Raw genomic sequence first — 18,261 nt, forward strand, 5'->3', positions numbered from 1 at the left:
TGGCGATGGAGCCCAAGGGATGCTCGCCGCTCCCTTGATCAGCGCCGACGAAGCATCTGATTACCCCGTGCAGGTTCACTCTGCCCGGGGTTTGTCTTTTCCAGGGGTCAGTGTTTCTCAAAGATGGCCTTCACATCACGCAGGTAGTCGCCACGCTGTTCAGGGGCCAGCCACTGCGCGTAGAGCCCCATCAGGCTGCTTTCACGCAACGTGCGCATCTCCCGATTGATCAGTTGCATGGCTTGCCTGCCCTCAGGCGTATTGCTGCAGCCGATGTAGGCCAGTTGGTACACGGGATTTTCGGCGATGGGCAGAAAGGTCAACTCCTGTGGACTGATGCCCTGTTGAAGCGCCTGATAGCGCGCCTCGAACCAGAAACCCAGCAAGCCTTGCAGACGTCCCGCCCGCGCCATCTGCAACAGGCTGCCGACCGCGTCGCTGCCGTAGTGCAGGCTCAGCGTCTGTTCATGGCTGTCCTGGAGCGTCTTGTCGATCACGCCACCGTAACTGCGTTCTGCAACTGCACCGAGTTTGATCGTATTGCTGGCCATCAGGGCGTCGAGGTCGACCTTGCCGTCCGAGACGAAGGGTTCGAACTTCGCCATGTCGGCCTTGAACACGACAAGTCCGCTGCTGTACAGAACAAAGGCCGGAATGGAAAAGGCGATGGTTCTGGCGCGCTCGGGTGTCCAGAGCATGGTCGGGTCGCAGCTCAGGATTGTGCCGTCGTTGAGCGTTTGCATGGCCCTGGCCCTGTTGACGTGCATCACCACGTGTTCGTATTCGGGCATTCCGGCGGTCAGCAGGGGCATGAGTTGATCGATGGCACCCTGGCCCTGCATGGTCCCTGAAAAAATCGTCGAGGGTGGCAGGTCGCGCAACAGCCAGGTCAGTGTTTCCCTCGCCTGGCTCGTACCGGGCATGGCAAGCCACCACAGCGTCAGCAGCAGGCGAATCATTGCGCAGTGCGAGGCACGAAGAATCATTCGTCTGTCTCATCCTCGAAAATGGAGTGTCGAGTAACAGGCTTTTGAGTCGCGCCGCGCCGCTGGCGTCACATATCGCGGTGGTTGCGCGTCTATGAGGCTATCTCATTTTCCCTGTCCGGCAAGCCGATCCATGCGCCGATTCGTTTGCGGGGCCCTGCATCGGTTAGACTTGCCGTCTTTCCTCCAGACTCTAGAAGCCCGTTCATGGCCCAGCCGTCCACGACCTACAAATTCGAACTGAACCTGACCGACCTCGATCGGGGCGTTTACGAAAGCGTCAAACAGACCATTGCCCGTCACCCCTCGGAAACCGAAGAGCGCATGACCGTGCGTCTCCTGGCCTACGCCTTCTGGTACAACGAGCAGCTTTCCTTCGGTCGCGGTCTGTCTGACGTGGACGAGCCGGCGTTGTGGGAGAAAAGCCTGGATGACCGGGTTCTGCACTGGATCGAAGTGGGCCAGCCCGATGCAGACCGCCTGACCTGGTGTTCGCGTCGTACCGAACGCACCAGTCTGCTGGCCTACGGCAGCCTGCGGGTCTGGGAAGGCAAGGTCATTCCGGCGATCAAGAACCTGAAGAATGTGAATATCGCTGCCGTGCCGCAGGAAGTACTCGAAGTGCTGGCCAAAGACATGCCCCGTGTCATCAAGTGGGACGTGATGATCAGCGAAGGCACTGTGTTCGTTACCGATGATCGGGGTCAGCACGAAGTCCAGTTGCAGTGGCTCGCTGGCGAACGCGGCTGATACCACGCCATTACCCTGTACCGACACATTAAAGAGAATCAGCTGACCCGCATGCGCATTGAACCTCGTCTGTTGCCCGACACCCTGCCTTTTCTTGGCGATCTGCCCCCTCTGCTCACCCGCCTCTACGCGGCAAGGGGGGTGGCGTGTGAGACCGAGCTGGACAAGAGCCTGGCGCGACTGATTCCGTATCAACAGCTCAAAGGCATTGATGCCGCTGTCGATTTGCTCGTGACCGCGCTGGATGAACGTCAACGCATGCTGATCGTCGGTGATTTCGATGCCGACGGTGCCACGGCCAGTACTGTGGGGGTGCTGGGGCTGCGCCTGCTGGGTGCCGAACATGTCGACTATCTGGTGCCGAATCGTTTCGAATACGGCTACGGCCTGACCCCGGAAATTGTCGAGGTGGCGCTGCAGCGCAAGCCGCAACTGTTGATCACCGTCGACAACGGCATCTCAAGCGTCGAGGGCGTTGCAGCGGCCAAAGCGGCCGGTTTGCAGGTGTTGGTTACCGATCACCACTTGCCGGGTCACGAACTCCCGGCAGCTGATGCCATCGTCAATCCCAATCAGCCCGGCTGTACGTTCCCCAGCAAATCGCTGGCGGGTGTCGGCGTGATCTTTTATGTGTTGATGGCGTTGCGCGCACGCCTGCGTGACAGCGGCTGGTTCGAACGCCATCAGCGCGCCCAGCCCAATCTGGGCGAACTGTTGGATCTGGTAGCGCTGGGCAGTGTGGCGGACGTCGTGCCGTTGGACGCCAATAATCGCATTCTCGTGCATCAGGGCCTCATGCGCATACGCGCCGGTCGTGCCCGTCCCGGGTTACGCGCGATTCTGGAGGTGGCGCGTCGCGAGCCGTCGCGTATTACTTCCACCGACCTGGGCTTTATCCTCGGTCCGCGTCTGAACGCGGCGGGGCGTCTGGATGATATGAGCCTGGGGATCGAATGCCTGCTCTGCGATGATCCGACCCTCGCGCGTGAAATGGCCGTCCAGCTGGATGAGCTGAATCAGGACCGCAAATCCATCGAACAGGGCATGCAGCGTGAGGCGCTGGCCCAGCTCAAGGATCTGCCGGTGGAGTCCATGCCGTTCGGGCTGTGCCTGTTCGAGCCGGACTGGCACCAGGGTGTGATCGGCATCCTGGCCTCGCGCATGAAAGAGCGTTACCACCGTCCGACCATCGCGTTCGCCAGCGCCGGGGAGGGCGTGCTCAAGGGCTCGGCCCGGTCGGTGCCGGGATTTCACATTCGCGATGCGCTGGACGCGGTGGCTGCGGCGCATCCGCACCTGATCAGCAAGTTCGGCGGGCACGCGATGGCAGCGGGTCTGTCCTTGCCGGAAGAAAACTTTCCGGCCTTCGCCGAGGCGTTCGACCAGGAAGTGCGGCGGCAGCTTGACGAGCAGGATCTGACTGGACGCTTGCTGTCGGACGGCTCGTTGGCCGTCGAAGAATTTCATCTGGAACTGGCCCGCGCATTGCGCAACGCAGGTCCCTGGGGGCAGCACTTCCCCGAGCCGTTGTTTCATGGCGTGTTCCAGTTGGTGGAGCAGCGCGTGGTGGGTGAGCGGCATTTGAAAATGGTGCTCAAGACCGAGTGCGGCAGCGTGAAGCTGGACGGCATTGCGTTCGGCGTGGATCGCGATATCTGGCCCAACCCCAACATCCGCTGGGTTGAACTGGCCTATAAGCTGGATCTTAACGAGTTTCGTGGCAATGAAACCGTGCAACTGATGGTGGTGCACATCGCGCCACGCTGAGAATAAGCAGGAACCCGTCAGGCTCATGGGTTGTCGACTAGGCTCTGTCCTCTGAAAGATGCTCGCGAAACACGAGCCGGGACACTCGAATTTTCATTATGAGAGGTTTCCATGAGCCTGCTGCTTGAGCCCTATACCCTGCGCCAATTGACGCTGCGTAATCGCATTGCTGTGTCGCCCATGTGCCAGTATTCCAGTGTCGATGGTCTGGCCAATGACTGGCATCTGGTGCATCTGGGCAGTCGTGCCGTCGGTGGCGCAGGGCTGGTCATCACTGAAGCCATGGCGGTGACACCGGACGGTCGTATTACCCCGGAAGACCTCGGCCTGTGGAACGACGAGCAGATTGAGCCCCTGCAGCGCATCACGCGTTTCATTACTGCTCAGGGCGCCGTTGCAGGCGTCCAGCTGGCACATGCCGGACGCAAGGCGAGCACCTGGCGTCCCTGGTTGGGCAAGCATGGCAGCATCCCTGAAAGTGAAGGCGGCTGGACCCCGGTCGGCCCGTCGGCGATTGCCTTCGATCCGCAGCACACCGCCCCTGTGAAACTGAGCGACATCCAGATCCAGGAGCTGATCAAGGCATTCGTGGACGCAGCACGCCGTTCGCTGACGGCCGGTTTCAAAGTCGTTGAAATCCACGCGGCGCATGGTTACCTGCTGCATCAGTTCCTGTCGCCGCTGAGCAATCAGCGCACGGATGAATACGGCGGTTCCTTCGAAAATCGCATCCGCCTGACCCTGCAGGTGACCGAGGCCGTTCGCTCGATCTGGCCGGAAGAATTGCCTCTGTTCGTGCGCGTATCGGCGACCGACTGGGTGGAAGATGGCTGGAACCCGGACGAGACTGTGGAGTTGGCACGCCGTCTCAAGGCGCTGGGCGCAGACCTCATCGATGTGTCTTCGGGCGGCACTGCTGCGAACGCCGAAATCCCGGTCGGTCCGGGCTACCAGACCCGTTTCGCCGAGCGCGTGCGCAAGGAGTCCGGTATCGCTACCGGTACCGTCGGCATGATTACCGAGCCTGCTCAGGCAGAGCACATCCTGCGTACCGGTCAGGCCGATATTATCCTGCTGGCCCGAGAGCTGTTGCGTGACCCGTACTGGCCGCTGCATGCCGACGACGACCTCGGCGGACGACTGGCTACCTGGCCCGCGCAATATCAGCGCGCAACCCATCGTGATCAGCCGATTCACGAGTCTGATCTGCGAGATTGACGGTTTGGCAACAGCCGGGTTTGGGGGCTTTCTGCTAACGAGAGCGAGCAGTTTGGAGGCTCGCTGAATCTGCTTCTGCCCGCAGGACGTGGGATTCTCGGAGTTTGTGACTGCAGCGATGGGCCGCCTGGCGGCCCTTGAGTGCGTCCGATGCCACGCCGCGCTTACTGCGCGGCAGCGCTACAACCGCTCATTCGCACTGTCCAGCAGCTCGGTCACGCGCCCGGTCAGGGCTGCGATGGAGAAGGGCTTGGGCAGCACGTACATGCCAGGCTCAAGCGTATCGTGCGCGAGCGCGGCATTTTCTGCGTAGCCGGTCACGAAGAGGATTTTCAGGTCGGGCCGCACCGCTCTGGCCGCGTCCGCGACCTGACGGCCATTCATACCGCCCGGCAGGCCTACATCGGTCACCAGCAGATCGATCGCCGCCTTCGATTGCAGGATTTCCAGCGCAGCAGCGCCTCGGTCGGCCTGCAACACCAGGTAGCCCAGCTCTTCAAGCACTTCGGTGATCAACAGGCGCACCGTCGGCTCGTCATCGACAACCAGAATGGTTTCACCGCCCGCGTTCTGTGAGGGCACGGGTGCGGCGCATTCAAACTCGACGGGCTCGGCCTCACCTTCGAACATTGGCAGGAGGATGCTGAGTTGCGCGCCTTTCCCGACCTCGGAAAGAATGCCGACGCCCCCGCCGGATTGCCGGGCAAACCCGTAAATCATCGACAGCCCGAGCCCCGTGCCCATGCCTATGGGTTTGGTGGTGAAAAACGGGTCGAAGGCCCGCCCCATGACTTCCTTGGCCATTCCCGTACCGGTGTCGCTGACCGTCAGTTCTACATAGCGGCCCGCAGTCAGCTCGTATTTAGCTGCAGTCGGGCTGTCCAGGTATCGGTTTCCGGTCTCGATTAGCAACTGGCCACCGTCCGGCATCGCGTCCTTGGCATTGATACACAGGTTCAGCAGTGAGTTTTCCAGCTGATGCGGGTCGACCATGATCGACCACAACCCCTGAGTAGTGTGTACCTGCATGTCGATGGCAGGTCCTACGGTACGCCTGATGAGTTCATCCATGCCTGCGATCAACTGATCGACGTCGGTTGCCTTGGGGGCAAGCGTCTGGCGGCGTGAAAAGGCCAGCAGTCGGTGTGTCAGCGAAGCAGCCCGCCTGGAACCCTCGAGCGCCGAGCCAATGTATCGATCCAGTTCTGTGAAGCGGCCCTGTTTCACTCTCGATTGCAGCAACTCCATATTGCCGGTGACGCCCATCAGCAGGTTGTTGAAGTCATGTGCAAGGCCGCCGGTGAGCTGTCCGACCGCTTCCATCTTCTGCGATTGGCGCAGTGCTTCTTCGGTAATGCGCAACGCTTCGATGCGCTGCTTCTCATGGGTCAAATGTTTGCCCAACGCGAAAATGACGCCATTGCCCGGTGCGGCCGTCCAGCCGAACCAATGGTACGTGCCATCAATATGTTGGTAACGATTTTCAAACAGCGGCAGGACGTGATGGATGGTGTGCGTCAGGGCATTTTGCGTGTTGACAACATCGTCCGGGTGGAGCAAGTCCATGATCGAGGTGCCGACCAGCTCCCGCTCGGTTCGGCCGAGAAGGGCGTTCCACGCCGGGTTGACGCTCAGGAAAATACCGTTGAAATCGAGTATCGCCAACGGATCGGGCGAGATCTTCCAGAAGGTGTCCAGCTCCTGCGTGCGTTGCTCAAGCTTGGCGGTCTGCTGTTTTTCCTGTTCGATCAATTCCTCGATCAGCGCGCGGCGTTTGCTTTCGCTGGCTTGAAGTGCCCGTTGATCAAGCACATGCCGGGTGGTCTCGTTGGTGGTGCAGAACATGCCGACGGTGGTGCCGTGTTCATCGATCAAGGGCGAGAAGGAGAACGACCACCAGGTTTGCTCGATTTCACCGAAGCGGGCCATGGTCAATGGCATGTCCTGCCATCGGCCGGCCTGCCCGTTCAACGCTTGCTCGACCAACGGGAGCACCTGATCCCAGACATCAGCCCACAGCTCGTGCATCAAAGCGCCGATCGCCCGGTCCTTGCGCGGCCCAAGGATCGGCGCATAAGCATCATTGTGGAAGAAGAACAGCTCCGGGCCCCACAGCAGGTACATGGATTCAGGGCAGTTGAGGATCAGATTCAGTGCATTCTTCAATGCCACAGGCCATTGGTCCACAGGACCGAGCGAGGTCTGGCTCCAGTCTTTGGTTCTGATTGTCTCGGCTGCTTCGCTGCTGCCTGCAGGGAACCCGACTCGTGATATCACTTCAGCAAGCTCCCGATGGACGGCTGGACAGTAATGAAAGAGTGATGAACGCCGATTACATCGACGCCCGATTCAGATGAAAGGCGCATTGTCCTCTTTTTTGGCACCTATATGAGTCAACTGTTTCAACTTTCAAGGGTTACGTCTTTCTGATGCAGGGTAGGCCCGGTACCGGCCTTTGGCCCTGCTACGAGCGACCGCAACATCTGGAAGCACACCCGTTGGCTGTGTTTTGTCACTTCTGTTTACCCTGCTGGTCAATGATTCATCTGACAAACCTGTGGAGGTTCCCTGTGAATACGCGTGGCTTACTCGATCAGTTGCTCAAGTCTGGTCAGAACATGTTGCAGGACAAGGTCAATGGCAAATCAAGGTCCGGCAAGCCGTCTTCAGGGAGCGATTCATTGATGGACGGGCTGGGCAGCCTTCTGGGCGGCAATAAAAGCGGCGGCCAGAACAGCAGTCAGGGCGGTCTGGGCGGTCTGTTGTCCGGTGCTGGCGGTGGCGCGCTGGCGGCCGGTGCCATGAGCCTGCTCAGGGGCAAGGGCTCTCGAGGCATGGGGGGCAAGGCGCTGAAATATGGCGGGCTGGCGGCGTTGGGTGTATTGGCCTACAAGGCCTATAACAACTGGCAGGCCAGCCAGGGCATGACCGGCCAGCGCGAGCCGCAGACTATCGACCGTCTTCCGGATTCGGAAGCCGAGTTGCACAGCCAGGCGATCCTGCGAGCGTTGGTGGCTGCTGCCAAGGCCGACGGCCATGTCGACGAGCGTGAGCGCCAGCTGATCGAAGGCGAATTCAACAAGTTGAGCACCGATCAGACCCTGCAAAGCTGGCTGCATGCGGAGCTGAACAAGCCTCTGGACCCGGCCGAGGTCGCACGGGCAGCCACCACGCCGGAAATGGCGGCAGAAATGTATATCGCCAGTGTGATGCTGGTGGATCAGGAACATTTCATGGAGCGCGCTTATCTGGATGAACTGGCCCGCGCGCTGAAGCTGGACCCGGGCCTCAAGACCGAACTGGAAGGGCAGGTCAGGGACGCGTGAGTGCCTCGCCGGCGCAGGTGTTGCCGAGCCGGGTGTCAGTGAAGTCACCCGGCTTGTTCTACCAAGGCTTGTGCTGTCCTGTATGTCGGCACGCTCCACACATGATCGCCCTCTGTTCCGACCGTCGCCAAGTCGACAGGCAGCTCGCAACAGTCCACATTTTCAGGCCTTCGCGCAGCGTTCAGGCCCGTGTTTCAGCCCTGAATACGGGCACATGCCTGTCGACCGTCATTTCATTTTCATATCACCCGCAAATGGCTGAAACGCTGGGCTATACTCACGCGGCTTGGACCGTCTGTCGGTCCGCTTCTTGAACACGGCCGGATGCCGTCGTTGAACTCTCGAGGGCTGACTGTGAAGAACTGGACGTTGCGCCAACGCATTCTGGCGAGTTTTGCTGTCATTATTGCAATCATGCTGTTGATGGTCGTTGTGTCTTACTCACGCCTTTTGTCGATCGAGTCCAGCGAAGAGCAGGTGCGTCTCGACGCGTTGCCGGGTGTTTACTACAGCACTCTGGTGCGTAGCGCCTGGGGTGAGAGCTACATCCGCACACTTGAGTTGATCGGCGAAGGTCAGGGGCGTGCCTTGACCAAGCAGGAAAAGGATCAGTTTCAGGGCTTCGATGACGCACTGCAGACCCAGGTGGACGGTTACAAGAAGTCCATTTTCGATGACGCCGACAGAGCCAGCTTCGCCGTTTTCGAGAAGCGTCGCGAAACCTATTCCCGGCTGCTCGCCGAGGTGCACGCCAAGTTCGAGCGTGGCGACTATGCGGGTGCTCGTGCGGAGTTCTACGGCGAGGTCAATCCCGTCTGGACTGACGGTCGCAAACAGCTCAATGAACTGATCGTAGCCAACAAACAGCTGGCGGATCGCGCCACCGACAACATCGTCAATGCCGTACTGGGCGCCAAGGTCAGCATGGTCTTCTCCCTGTTGATTGCCGTCATGGCTGCCGCTGCGTGCGGGCTGCTGTTGATGCGCTCGATCATCGCGCCGATGCAACTCATCGTCCGGATTCTGGAAACCATGCGCACAGGCGACTTGAGTTCGCGCCTGAACCTGGCGCGCAAGGACGAGTTCAATGTCGTCGAAACCGGTTTTAACGACATGATGGCCGAATTGACCGCCCTGGTTGCCCAGGCTCAGCGCTCGTCGGTGCAGGTCACTACCTCGGTGACCGAAATTGCCGCCACGTCGCGTCAGCAACAGGCGACCGCTACGGAAACCGCCGCAACCACCACCGAAATCGGCGCGACGTCGCGTGAAATCGCCGCGACCTCCCGCGATCTCGTGCGGACCATGACCGAAGTGACTTCGGCTGCGGATCAGGCCTCGATTCTTGCGGGCTCGGGCCAGCAAGGCCTCGCACGCATGGAAGACACCATGCATCAAGTCATGGGCGCGGCCAATCTGGTCAACGCCAAGCTGGCGATCCTCAACGAGAAGGCTGGCAACATCAATCAGGTGGTGGTGACCATCGTCAAGGTTGCCGATCAGACCAACCTGTTGTCGCTCAACGCGGCCATCGAAGCCGAGAAGGCGGGCGAGTACGGCCGCGGTTTTGCCGTCGTCGCTACCGAAGTGCGCCGTCTTGCCGACCAGACTGCCGTGGCCACCTACGACATCGAGCAGATGGTGCGGGAAATCCAGTCTGCGGTCTCCGCAGGTGTCATGGGCATGGACAAGTTTTCCGAGGAAGTTCGGCGCGGCATGTATGAAGTCACGCAGGTCGGGGAGCAGTTGTCGCAGATCATTCATCAGGTTCAGGCGCTGGCCCCGCGCGTGCTCATGGTCAACGAAGGCATGCAGGCACAGGCCACTGGCGCCGAGCAGATCAATCAGGCCCTGGTACAACTGGCTGACGCCAGCAGCCAGACCGTCGATTCATTGCGTCAAGCCAGTTTCGCCATCGACGAGTTGAGTCAGGTGGCGGTCGGGCTGCGCAGTGGCGTATCGCGATTCAAGGTCTGAGCATCGCTGATGATGGATCAATCGCCCAGGCGTAACGCCGCGTTGCCCGCGTCGAACAAATTGTTTCTGCTGTTCTGCATCGGAGAGGACCGCTACGCGCTGGAGGCGACTGAAATCGCCGAGATTCTGCCGCGCGTGAAGCTCAAGGCGATTGCCCGAGCGCCGCATTGGGTCGCAGGCATCTTCGCCCACCGGGGCGAAATCGTACCGGTGATCGATATCAGCGCGTTGAACTGCGGCCAGCCGGCCAAGGCGCGCACCAGCACGCGCATGGTGCTGGTGCATTATCGGCACGACGACAAGCATCCGGCGCAGTTGCTCGGGCTTATTCTGGAGCAGGCCACTGAAACCCTGCGATGCCCGGTGTCGCAGTTCAAGGAGTACGGGCTGGACAATCGCCTGTCGCCTTATCTGGGGCCGGTCCGCGAGGACGAACAGGGCCTGTTGCAATGGATTGATGTTCAGGAACTGCTGAGCGAGCCGGTGCGCGAGTTGCTGTATCCGGTGCCCCCGCTAGATCTGGAATCGCTTGAGGATGCGCCATGAGTGATGATTCGCGCTTTTACAGTTTCCTCAAGGAACGCATCGGACTGGACGTAACCTCCGTTGGCGAGGCCATCATCGAGCGTGCCTTGCGCCAGCGCGCAGCCTCGGCGAAATGCCCGGACAGCGATGCCTACTGGCATTTGCTGGTGACTTCACCGCAGGAACAGCAGGCGCTGATTGAGGCCGTCATCGTCCCGGAAACCTGGTTTTTCAGGTATCCGGAATCTTTCGTGACGCTGGGCAAACTGGCTCGCGAGCGCCTGACGGCGCTGGACGGCGCAAGACCGTTGCGCATTCTTAGCCTGCCGTGCTCGACCGGTGAAGAGCCTTACTCGATAGCCATGGCATTGATCGACGCCGGCATTGGCGTGCGGCAGTTCAAGATCGATGCCATTGATATCAGCCCTGTTTCGATTGCACGCGCCAAGCACGGTGTTTACGGCAAGAACTCGTTTCGTGGCAGCGACCTGAGTTTTCGCGAGCGTTTTTTTACCCCTGCAGGCGAAAGTTTCGAGATTTCCGATCTGGTTCGTGGCTGCATCGATTTTCAGCCCGGCAACCTGCTCGATCCCAAACTGTCTAAGCAGGTGGCCTACGACATTGTCTTCTGCCGCAATCTGGTGATCTATTTCGACCGTCCGACGCAGCAACACGTCTTTCAGGTTCTCAAGCAACTGACCCGTGAAGACGGTGTGCTGTTCATCGGCCCTGCCGAAGGCAACCTGCTGTCAGCCATTGGCATGCGCTCGCTGGGCATTGCCCAGTCCTTCGTTTTTCGCCATGCGCCTCGGGACGCGGCTGCAACGCTCACTGCGCCTGTGTCTGCTCCATTCAGCACCGCGACGCCGCGGCCGGTTCCCGATGCGCCTGCGCGCGCGCCAGTTGCCAGGCCCGTTTCGCGCAACTCGGCTGCATTCGCGCCGGGCATCAAACCTGCGGTGGCAACCGGCACCGCCGAGAGTGCTGCGCTACTGGGCACGATCGCCAGTCTGGCCAACGAGGGCAAGACGGTCGAGGCACGTGCCGCCTGCGAACGTTATCTGCAACAGCATGAACCGGTGGCACAGGTATTTTACTGGCTGGGGTTGCTCTGCGAAGTGGAAGGCCGTGCTGCCGAGGCTCAGGGTTTTTACCGCAAGGCCCTTTACCTTCAGCCACAGCATCCGGAATCACTGGCGCAGATGGCCGCGTTGCTGGCCGCCAGGGGCGACAGTGCCGGGGCTCGCCGATTGCAGGACCGCGCCGTGCGCGGTGCCAATAAACAAGGAAATCACTGATGACGGGGCCGTCTGGTTTTTCAAGCCTTACCCATGACCAGGCCCAGGACATCGACGACTGCTGGAATAGAATCGGCGTTCACGGTGACCGCTCCTGTCCGTTGCTGGAAGACCATATCCACTGCCGCAATTGTGCTGTCTATTCGGCGGCGGCCACGCGTCTGCTCGACCGCTATTCCCATGCTCAGGAACATCACGAGCAGTTTCAGGGCTCTGTCCTGCAGCGCGATATCAAGACGCGCTCGATTCTGGTCTTTCGTCTGGGCGAAGAATGGCTGGGTCTGGCATCGCGCTGTCTGTCGGAAGTTGCACCCGCGCAGACCATCCATTCCCTGCCGCATCAGCGTTCGCGCGCGTTGTTGGGTGTCGCCAACGTGCGCGGCGCGCTGGTGGCCTGTATCTCACTGGTCGAATTGTTGGGGCTGGACAGCAATCCGGTGATTGCCCAGTCCGCACGAACGGTGCCACGCATGCTGATCGTTGCAGCGGAGGGCGGTCCTGTCGTGGTGCCGGTGGATGAGGTCGAAGGTATTCATGCCATTGACCAACGTGAACTGGACGCCGCTTCGGCTTCCGGTACACACGCCAATGCGCGTTTTACCCGAGGGGTCCTGCAGTGGAAAGACCGAAGCCTGCGTTGGCTCGATGAAGATCAGTTGCTGTCGGCGGTGCACCGGAGCCTTACATGACGCCAGATCAAATGCGCGACGCCTCGCTGTTCGAACTGTTCACGCTGGAAGCCGACGCGCAGACTCAGGTTCTGAGTGCAGGCCTGCTGGCGCTGGAGCGCAACCCGACCCAGGCCGACCAGCTCGAAGCCTGTATGCGCGCCGCCCACTCGCTCAAGGGCGCAGCAAAGATTGTCGGCGTCGAGTTCGGTGTCAGCGTTGCGCATGTGATGGAAGATTGTCTGGTCAGTGCTCAGGAAGGGCGACTGCTGCTCCAGCCTGAGCACATCGACGCCCTGTTGTCCGGAACCGATCTGCTGATGCGCATCGCGACGCCGGGCGGAAACAGCGTCGGCCAGCCCGATATCGACGCTTACGTCGAGAGGGTGAACACATTGCTGGCTTCAGGTGCCGGAGCGGCGCGAACAGTCAGCGTACCCATGACGGATCCGTTGCTGGGCAGCGCTCTGCAACAGCTCGAAGCGTCGGCCACGCCAGCACCGCTGAGCGAGTCGCCGGTCGACCCACTGGCAGCCGATCTGCGTCTGGAACCGGCCAGCGCTCCCGCCTCCATGACCGAACCTGAGACGCCACCGGCTACGCCTTTCAAGGAGCGCCGGGTTGTTGAAGGCGGCGAGCGTGTGCTGCGGGTCACTGCCGAACGCCTCAACGGTCTGCTGGACATGTCGAGCAAATCTCTGGTCGAGACCCAGCGTCTCAAACCTTTGCTGGCCGGTATGCAGCGCCTCAAGCGTTTGCAGAGCAGCAGCGACCGTGCGCTTGAAGTGCTGGGTGCCAGTTTCGGCGAAGGTGGTTTGAACGCCGACGCACAGAAAGCGCTTGAAGACGCCCGCAACCTGTTGTCTCAGGCACAGCAAATGCTGGCTCAGCAGACCGCTGAGCTTGACGAGTTCGGCTGGCAGTCGGGGCAGCGCGCGCAGCTGTTGTATGACACCGCACTGGCCTGCCGCATGCGGCCGTTCGCCGACGTGCTGGTCGGTCAGGCGCGCATGGTGCGTGATCTGGGGCGCGAGCTGGGCAAGCAGGTCCGTTTGCAGATCGAGGGAGACAAGACTCAGGTCGATCGGGACGTGCTGGAAAAACTCGAGGCTCCGCTGACGCACCTGCTGCGCAATGCGGTCGATCATGGCATCGAGTCACCTGAAAAACGGGCCGCCCACGGCAAGGAGCCGGAAGGGCTGATTCGTCTGCAGGCTTCGCATCAGGCCGGTCTTCTGGTGGTGGAACTGAGTGATGATGGCGGCGGCGTGGACCTTGAGCGTCTGCGTCAGAACATTGTGCAGCGCAACCTGTCGCCTGCCGTTACCGCCGCCCAGTTGAGCGAAGAGGAACTGCTGAGCTTTCTGTTTCTGCCCGGCTTCAGCCTGCGCGACAAGGTCACGCAAGTGTCCGGTCGGGGGGTCGGGCTCGATGCCGTGCAGCACATGGTTCGACAGATGCACGGCAGTGTCGAACTGCAGCAATGGGCGGGTGAGGGCAGTCGTTTCAGAATCGAGTTGCCGCTGACCCTGTCTGTCGTGCGCAGCCTGGTGGTCGAGGTCGGCGGCGAAGCCTATGCCTTCCCGCTGGCGCACATTGAACGCATGCGCGATCTGCAGCCCGATGACATCGTACAACTCGAAGGACGCCAGCATTTCTGGGACGAAGAACGCCATGTCGGCCTGGTGTCGGCCAGCCAGTTGTTGCATCGTCCCTCCACACAGGATGCTGGCGAAGCGCTCAAGGTCGTGGTGATTCGCGAGCGCGACGCGGTCTACGGGGTTGCGGTCGAGCGCTTCATCGGTGAGCGCACGCTGGTGGTGATGCCGCTGGATGCGCGGCTGGGCAAGGTCCAGGATGTGTCGGCGGGTGCGCTGCTTGACGATGGCTCGGTGGTGCTGATCATCGACGTCGAAGACATGCTGCGCTCAGTGGAAAAGCTGCTCAATACCGGACGTCTGGAGCGTATTGACCGTCGGAACCGTCAGATCGACAGCGCGTCGCGCAAGCGTGTACTGGTGGTCGATGACTCGTTGACGGTGCGTGAGCTGGAACGCAAGCTGCTGGTCGGTCGTGGCTACGAAGTGTCGGTTGCCGTGGATGGCATGGACGGCTGGAACGCGTTGCGTGCCGAAGATTTTGACTTGCTGATTACCGACATCGACATGCCACGCATGGACGGTATCGAGCTGGTTACCCTGTTGCGTCGGGATACCCGACTGCAATCACTGCCTGTAATGGTGGTTTCCTACAAGGATCGTGAGGAAGATCGACGCCGCGGACTGGATGCGGGCGCCGATTATTATCTGGCCAAGGCCAGTTTCCATGATGATGCCTTGCTCGATGCAGTCGTCGAGCTGATAGGGGATGCGCAGGCATGAAGATCGCTATAGTCAATGACATGCCCATGGCTGTCGAAGCGCTGCGCCGGGCGCTGGCGTTCGAGCCATTGCATCAGGTGATATGGGTGGCGGGTAACGGCGCCGAAGCGGTGCGCTGCTGTGCTGAACAGACGCCTGATCTGATCCTGATGGATTTGATCATGCCGGTCATGGATGGCGTCGAAGCCACTCGCCGGATCATGGCCAGCACACCGTGCGCTATCGTCATAGTGACAGTGGATCGCGAACAGAACGTGCACCGTGTATTCGAGGCCATGGGGCACGGTGCGCTGGACGTGGTGGACACGCCAGCCATTGGCGCTGGCAACCCCAAAGGGGCGGCGGCACCGCTGCTGCGCAAGATTCTGAATATCGAATGGCTCATGGGCCAGCGCAACACCCATGAGCGGACCGTCGCCACGCCTTTGCGTGAGGCCGTTCGGCGTGACCGTCTGGTTGCCATCGGCTCTTCGGCGGGCGGGCCGGCGGCTCTGGAAATTCTGCTCAAGGCACTGCCGTCGAGCTTTCCGGCGGCAGTCGTGCTGGTGCAGCATGTGGATCAGGTCTTCGCCGCAGGCATGGCCGAGTGGCTGTCCACAGCCTCGGGGTTGCCTGTGCAACTGGCCCTCGAAGGTCAGGTACCCCAGAGCGGCAAGGTTCTGCTGGCAGGCACCAACCACCACATTCGTCTGTTGAAGGGCGGCACGCTGGCCTATACGGCAGAGCCGGTGAACGAAATCTACAGGCCCTCGATCGACGTGTTTTTCGAAAGTGTGGCCCGTTATTGGAATGGAGATGCTGTGGGCGTTTTATTGACCGGCATGGGGCGCGACGGCGCGATGGGGCTCAAGACCATGCGTGAGCGCGGATTCCTGACCATCGCTCAGGATCAGGCGAGTTCTGCGGTGTATGGCATGCCCAAGGCGGCAGCTGCCATCGATGCGGCGGTCGAGATCCGGCCGTTGACTTCCATCGCTCCGCGGCTTGTGGAGGTATTCGCCCAATGACTGCCCAGATGAACTCACCGGTGCTTGGTGACCAGGAGAAACTTCATGCATGATGTGCAGATGGACGACATCAAAACACCGGATGAAAACTCTGCAATGGTGCTGCTGGTCGACGATCAGGCAATGATCGGCGAAGCGGTCAGGCGTGGTCTGGCCAACGAAAGCTCTATCGATTTCCACTTCTGCGCCGATCCGCATCAAGCCATCTCCCAGGCCGTGCAGATCAAGCCGACGGTCATTCTTCAGGACCTGGTCATGCCCGGCCTGGATGGTCTGACGCTGGTGCGTGAATACCGCAGCAATCCGCTGACCCGCGATATCCCGATCATCGTGTTGTCCACCAAGGAAGATCCGCTGATCAAAAGCGCTGCGTTCGCCGCCGGTGCCAACGATTACCTGGTCAAGCTGCCGGACAACATCGAACTGGTCGCCCGGATTCTTTACCACTCGCGCTCCTACCTGACCCTGCTGCAACGTGACGAGGCCTATCGCGCCCTGCGCGTCAGCCAGCAGCAGTTGCTCGACACCAATCTGGTTCTGCAGCGCCTGATGAATTCCGATGGCCTGACCGGTCTGTCGAACCGGCGTCATTTCGATGAATACCTGGAACTGGAATGGCGTCGCGCGACCCGCGATCAGACTCAGCTGTCGCTGCTGATGATCGACGTCGACTTCTTCAAGGTCTACAACGACAGCTTCGGGCATTTGGAAGGCGACGAAGCTCTGCGGCAAGTGGCCAAGGCGATTCGCAACAGCTGCAGTCGGCCGTCCGATCTACCCGCCCGTTACGGCGGCGAAGAGTTTGCGATGGTGCTGCCTAACACGTCGCCGGGTGGTGCGCGGCTGATCGCGGAAAAGCTGCGCCAGAGCGTGGTGGGCATGAACATTCCTCACGTCGCACCTGCCGAGGGCTCGCATCTTACCGTCAGCATCGGCGTAGCCACAGTTTCGCCACAGGTCGGTGGGCACAGTCGCCAGTTGATTCTGGATGCCGACAAGGGCCTGTACGTGGCCAAGCACAATGGTCGCAATCAGGTCTCGGTGGGTTGAGTCGAAGGGTGTGCTGCCGGTTTCCGGCAGGTCTCCTCCCTTGAGAAACCCGCCCAATCGATAAAATTGACTGCACAAGGCCCGCTCGACGGGCTGCTTTCGTGGCATTGCCTGGGGTATACTCGTCGGCTTTGAAAATTTCGCCTGCGAGTGCTGCCCACCATGGAAATCAACCCGATCCTAAACAGCATCAAGGATTTGTCCGAGCGCTCCGAAACCATTCGGGGGTATCTTTGACTACGATCACAAACATGATCGTCTGACCGAAGTCAATCGCGAGCTCGAAGATCCAAACGTCTGGAACAACCCCGAATACGCACAGAACCTGGGCCGCGAGCGTGCCTTGCTGGCACAGATCGTCGACACGCTGGACGAAATGACGTCCGGTCTGGCCGATGCCAAGGACCTGCTGCTGATGTCGGCCGAAGAAGAAGACCAGGCTGCCGTCGATGACGTCGCGGCCGAAGTCGAGCGCCTTCGCGAGTCGCTGGAGAAGCTGGAATTCCGTCGCATGTTCAGCGGCGAGATGGACCAGAACAATGCCTACCTGGACATCCAGGCCGGGTCCGGTGGTACCGAAGCGCAGGACTGGGCCAACATCCTGCTGCGCATGTACCTGCGCTGGGCTGACAAGCGCGGCTTCGACGCCACCATCATGGAACTGTCCGCTGGCGAAGTCGCCGGCATCAAGGGTGCGACCGTGCACATCAAGGGCGAATACGCCTTTGGCTGGCTGCGTACCGAGATCGGCGTGCACCGTCTGGTGCGCAAGAGCCCGTTCGACTCCGGCAACCGCCGTCACACCTCGTTCTCGGCCGTGTTCGTGTCGCCTGAAATCGATGACAACATCGAAATCGACATCAACCCGTCGGACCTGCGGATCGACACCTACCGCTCCTCCGGTGCCGGTGGTCAGCACGTAAACACCACCGACTCGGCGGTACGTATCACCCACGTTCCGACCAACACCGTGGTCAGTTGCCAGAACGAACGCTCCCAGCATGCGAACAAGGACACCGCCATGAAAATGCTGCGGGCCCGTTTGTATGAGCAGGAAGTTCAGAAGCGCAATGCGGCGTCCCAGGCGCTGGAAGACACCAAGTCCGATATCGGCTGGGGTCATCAGATTCGCTCCTACGTGCTGGATGCTTCGCGCATCAAGGACCTGCGGACCAACATCGAGCGCAGCGACTGCGACAAGGTGCTCGACGGTGACCTGGACGAGTACCTGATCGCAAGCCTCAAACAAGGGCTGTAATGCACGCTTCGCAGGATTCGTGCCGTGAGCGCGATCCTGTGCAAGCGTCC

Annotated in this window: 14 protein-coding genes; 12 read left to right on the plus strand and 2 right to left on the minus strand. The window is 60.6% G+C overall.

The genetic code is table 11. The features are described 5' to 3' along the window. Positions 1 to 107: 107 nt before the first annotated feature. Positions 108 to 959 (minus strand): TIGR02285 family protein, encoded by an 852-nt coding sequence (locus JTJ32_RS00865; protein ID WP_408004565.1) that lies wholly within the window; start codon positions 957 to 959, stop codon positions 108 to 110. Positions 960 to 1,193: 234 nt separating this feature from the next. Here JTJ32_RS00865 and JTJ32_RS00870 point away from each other — a divergent pair, with 234 nt between their 5' ends. The 3 genes from JTJ32_RS00870 (at position 1,194) to JTJ32_RS00880 (ending at position 4,721) form a co-directional block, all read left to right on the plus strand. Next, entirely contained in the window at positions 1,194 to 1,736 is a 543-nt protein-coding gene (locus JTJ32_RS00870) for a YaeQ family protein (protein WP_003314240.1), read from the plus strand. A 51-nt stretch (positions 1,737 to 1,787) separates the two neighbouring features. Next, a complete protein-coding gene (recJ, locus tag JTJ32_RS00875) occupies positions 1,788 to 3,503 on the plus strand; it encodes a single-stranded-DNA-specific exonuclease RecJ (RefSeq protein ID WP_184318875.1) in 1,716 nt (571 codons plus the stop codon). Between the two features lie 111 nt (positions 3,504 to 3,614). Further along, the gene (locus tag JTJ32_RS00880; protein WP_099229658.1) at positions 3,615 to 4,721 is read left to right on the plus strand and encodes an NADH:flavin oxidoreductase/NADH oxidase; all 1,107 of its coding nucleotides are present in this window, start codon (positions 3,615 to 3,617) and stop codon (positions 4,719 to 4,721) included. 180 nt (positions 4,722 to 4,901) lie between these two features. On the opposite strand, the gene JTJ32_RS00885 is transcribed toward JTJ32_RS00880, so the two are convergent. Further along, positions 4,902 to 6,998 (minus strand): response regulator, encoded by a 2,097-nt coding sequence (locus tag JTJ32_RS00885; RefSeq protein ID WP_210040425.1) that lies wholly within the window; start codon positions 6,996 to 6,998, stop codon positions 4,902 to 4,904. Positions 6,999 to 7,291: 293 nt separating this feature from the next. On the opposite strand from JTJ32_RS00885, the gene JTJ32_RS00890 reads away from it, so the two are divergent. The 9 genes from JTJ32_RS00890 (at position 7,292) to prfB (ending at position 18,211) form a co-directional block, all read left to right on the plus strand. Then, positions 7,292 to 8,047, plus strand: coding sequence for a tellurite resistance TerB family protein (locus JTJ32_RS00890; protein ID WP_099229660.1), 756 nt, complete (start codon positions 7,292 to 7,294; stop codon positions 8,045 to 8,047). Between the two features lie 354 nt (positions 8,048 to 8,401). After that, positions 8,402 to 10,024 (plus strand): methyl-accepting chemotaxis protein, encoded by a 1,623-nt coding sequence (locus JTJ32_RS00895; RefSeq protein WP_099230058.1) that lies wholly within the window; start codon positions 8,402 to 8,404, stop codon positions 10,022 to 10,024. A 9-nt stretch (positions 10,025 to 10,033) separates the two neighbouring features. Further along, complete coding sequence (locus tag JTJ32_RS00900; protein ID WP_184318884.1) at positions 10,034 to 10,570, plus strand: chemotaxis protein CheW; 537 nt, start codon at positions 10,034 to 10,036, stop codon at positions 10,568 to 10,570. Next, a complete protein-coding gene (locus JTJ32_RS00905) occupies positions 10,567 to 11,847 on the plus strand; it encodes a CheR family methyltransferase (RefSeq protein WP_184318887.1) in 1,281 nt (426 codons plus the stop codon). Before JTJ32_RS00900 ends, JTJ32_RS00905 begins: the two co-directional genes overlap by 4 nt. Then, positions 11,847 to 12,536, plus strand: a complete 690-nt coding sequence (locus JTJ32_RS00910) for a chemotaxis protein CheW (protein WP_099229663.1) — start codon at positions 11,847 to 11,849, stop codon at positions 12,534 to 12,536. The genes JTJ32_RS00905 and JTJ32_RS00910 overlap by 1 nt, the downstream gene beginning before the upstream one ends. Beyond that, positions 12,533 to 14,896 carry a hybrid sensor histidine kinase/response regulator gene (locus JTJ32_RS00915; protein ID WP_210040427.1) on the plus strand — a complete coding sequence of 788 codons (2,364 nt, stop codon included), beginning with the start codon at positions 12,533 to 12,535 and terminating at the stop codon, positions 14,894 to 14,896. The genes JTJ32_RS00910 and JTJ32_RS00915 overlap by 4 nt, the downstream gene beginning before the upstream one ends. Next, positions 14,893 to 15,903: a chemotaxis response regulator protein-glutamate methylesterase gene (cheB, locus tag JTJ32_RS00920; protein ID WP_099229665.1), complete on the plus strand. Its 1,011-nt coding sequence runs from the start codon at positions 14,893 to 14,895 to the stop codon at positions 15,901 to 15,903. Before JTJ32_RS00915 ends, cheB begins: the two co-directional genes overlap by 4 nt. 45 nt (positions 15,904 to 15,948) lie before the next feature. Then, positions 15,949 to 16,953 carry a response regulator gene (locus JTJ32_RS00925; RefSeq protein ID WP_099229666.1) on the plus strand — a complete coding sequence of 335 codons (1,005 nt, stop codon included), beginning with the start codon at positions 15,949 to 15,951 and terminating at the stop codon, positions 16,951 to 16,953. 162 nt (positions 16,954 to 17,115) lie between these two features. Then, positions 17,116 to 18,211, plus strand: a protein-coding gene (gene prfB, locus JTJ32_RS00930) for a peptide chain release factor 2 (protein ID WP_099229667.1) whose coding sequence is annotated in 2 segments (ribosomal slippage) — positions 17,116 to 17,187 and positions 17,189 to 18,211 — 1,095 coding nt in all. Because the reading frame shifts where the segments join, the coding sequence is not laid out codon by codon here. Positions 18,212 to 18,261 lie beyond the last annotated feature (50 nt).

The organism is Pseudomonas alliivorans (assembly GCF_017826695.1).
Lineage (GTDB): Bacteria > Pseudomonadota > Gammaproteobacteria > Pseudomonadales > Pseudomonadaceae > Aquipseudomonas > Aquipseudomonas alliivorans.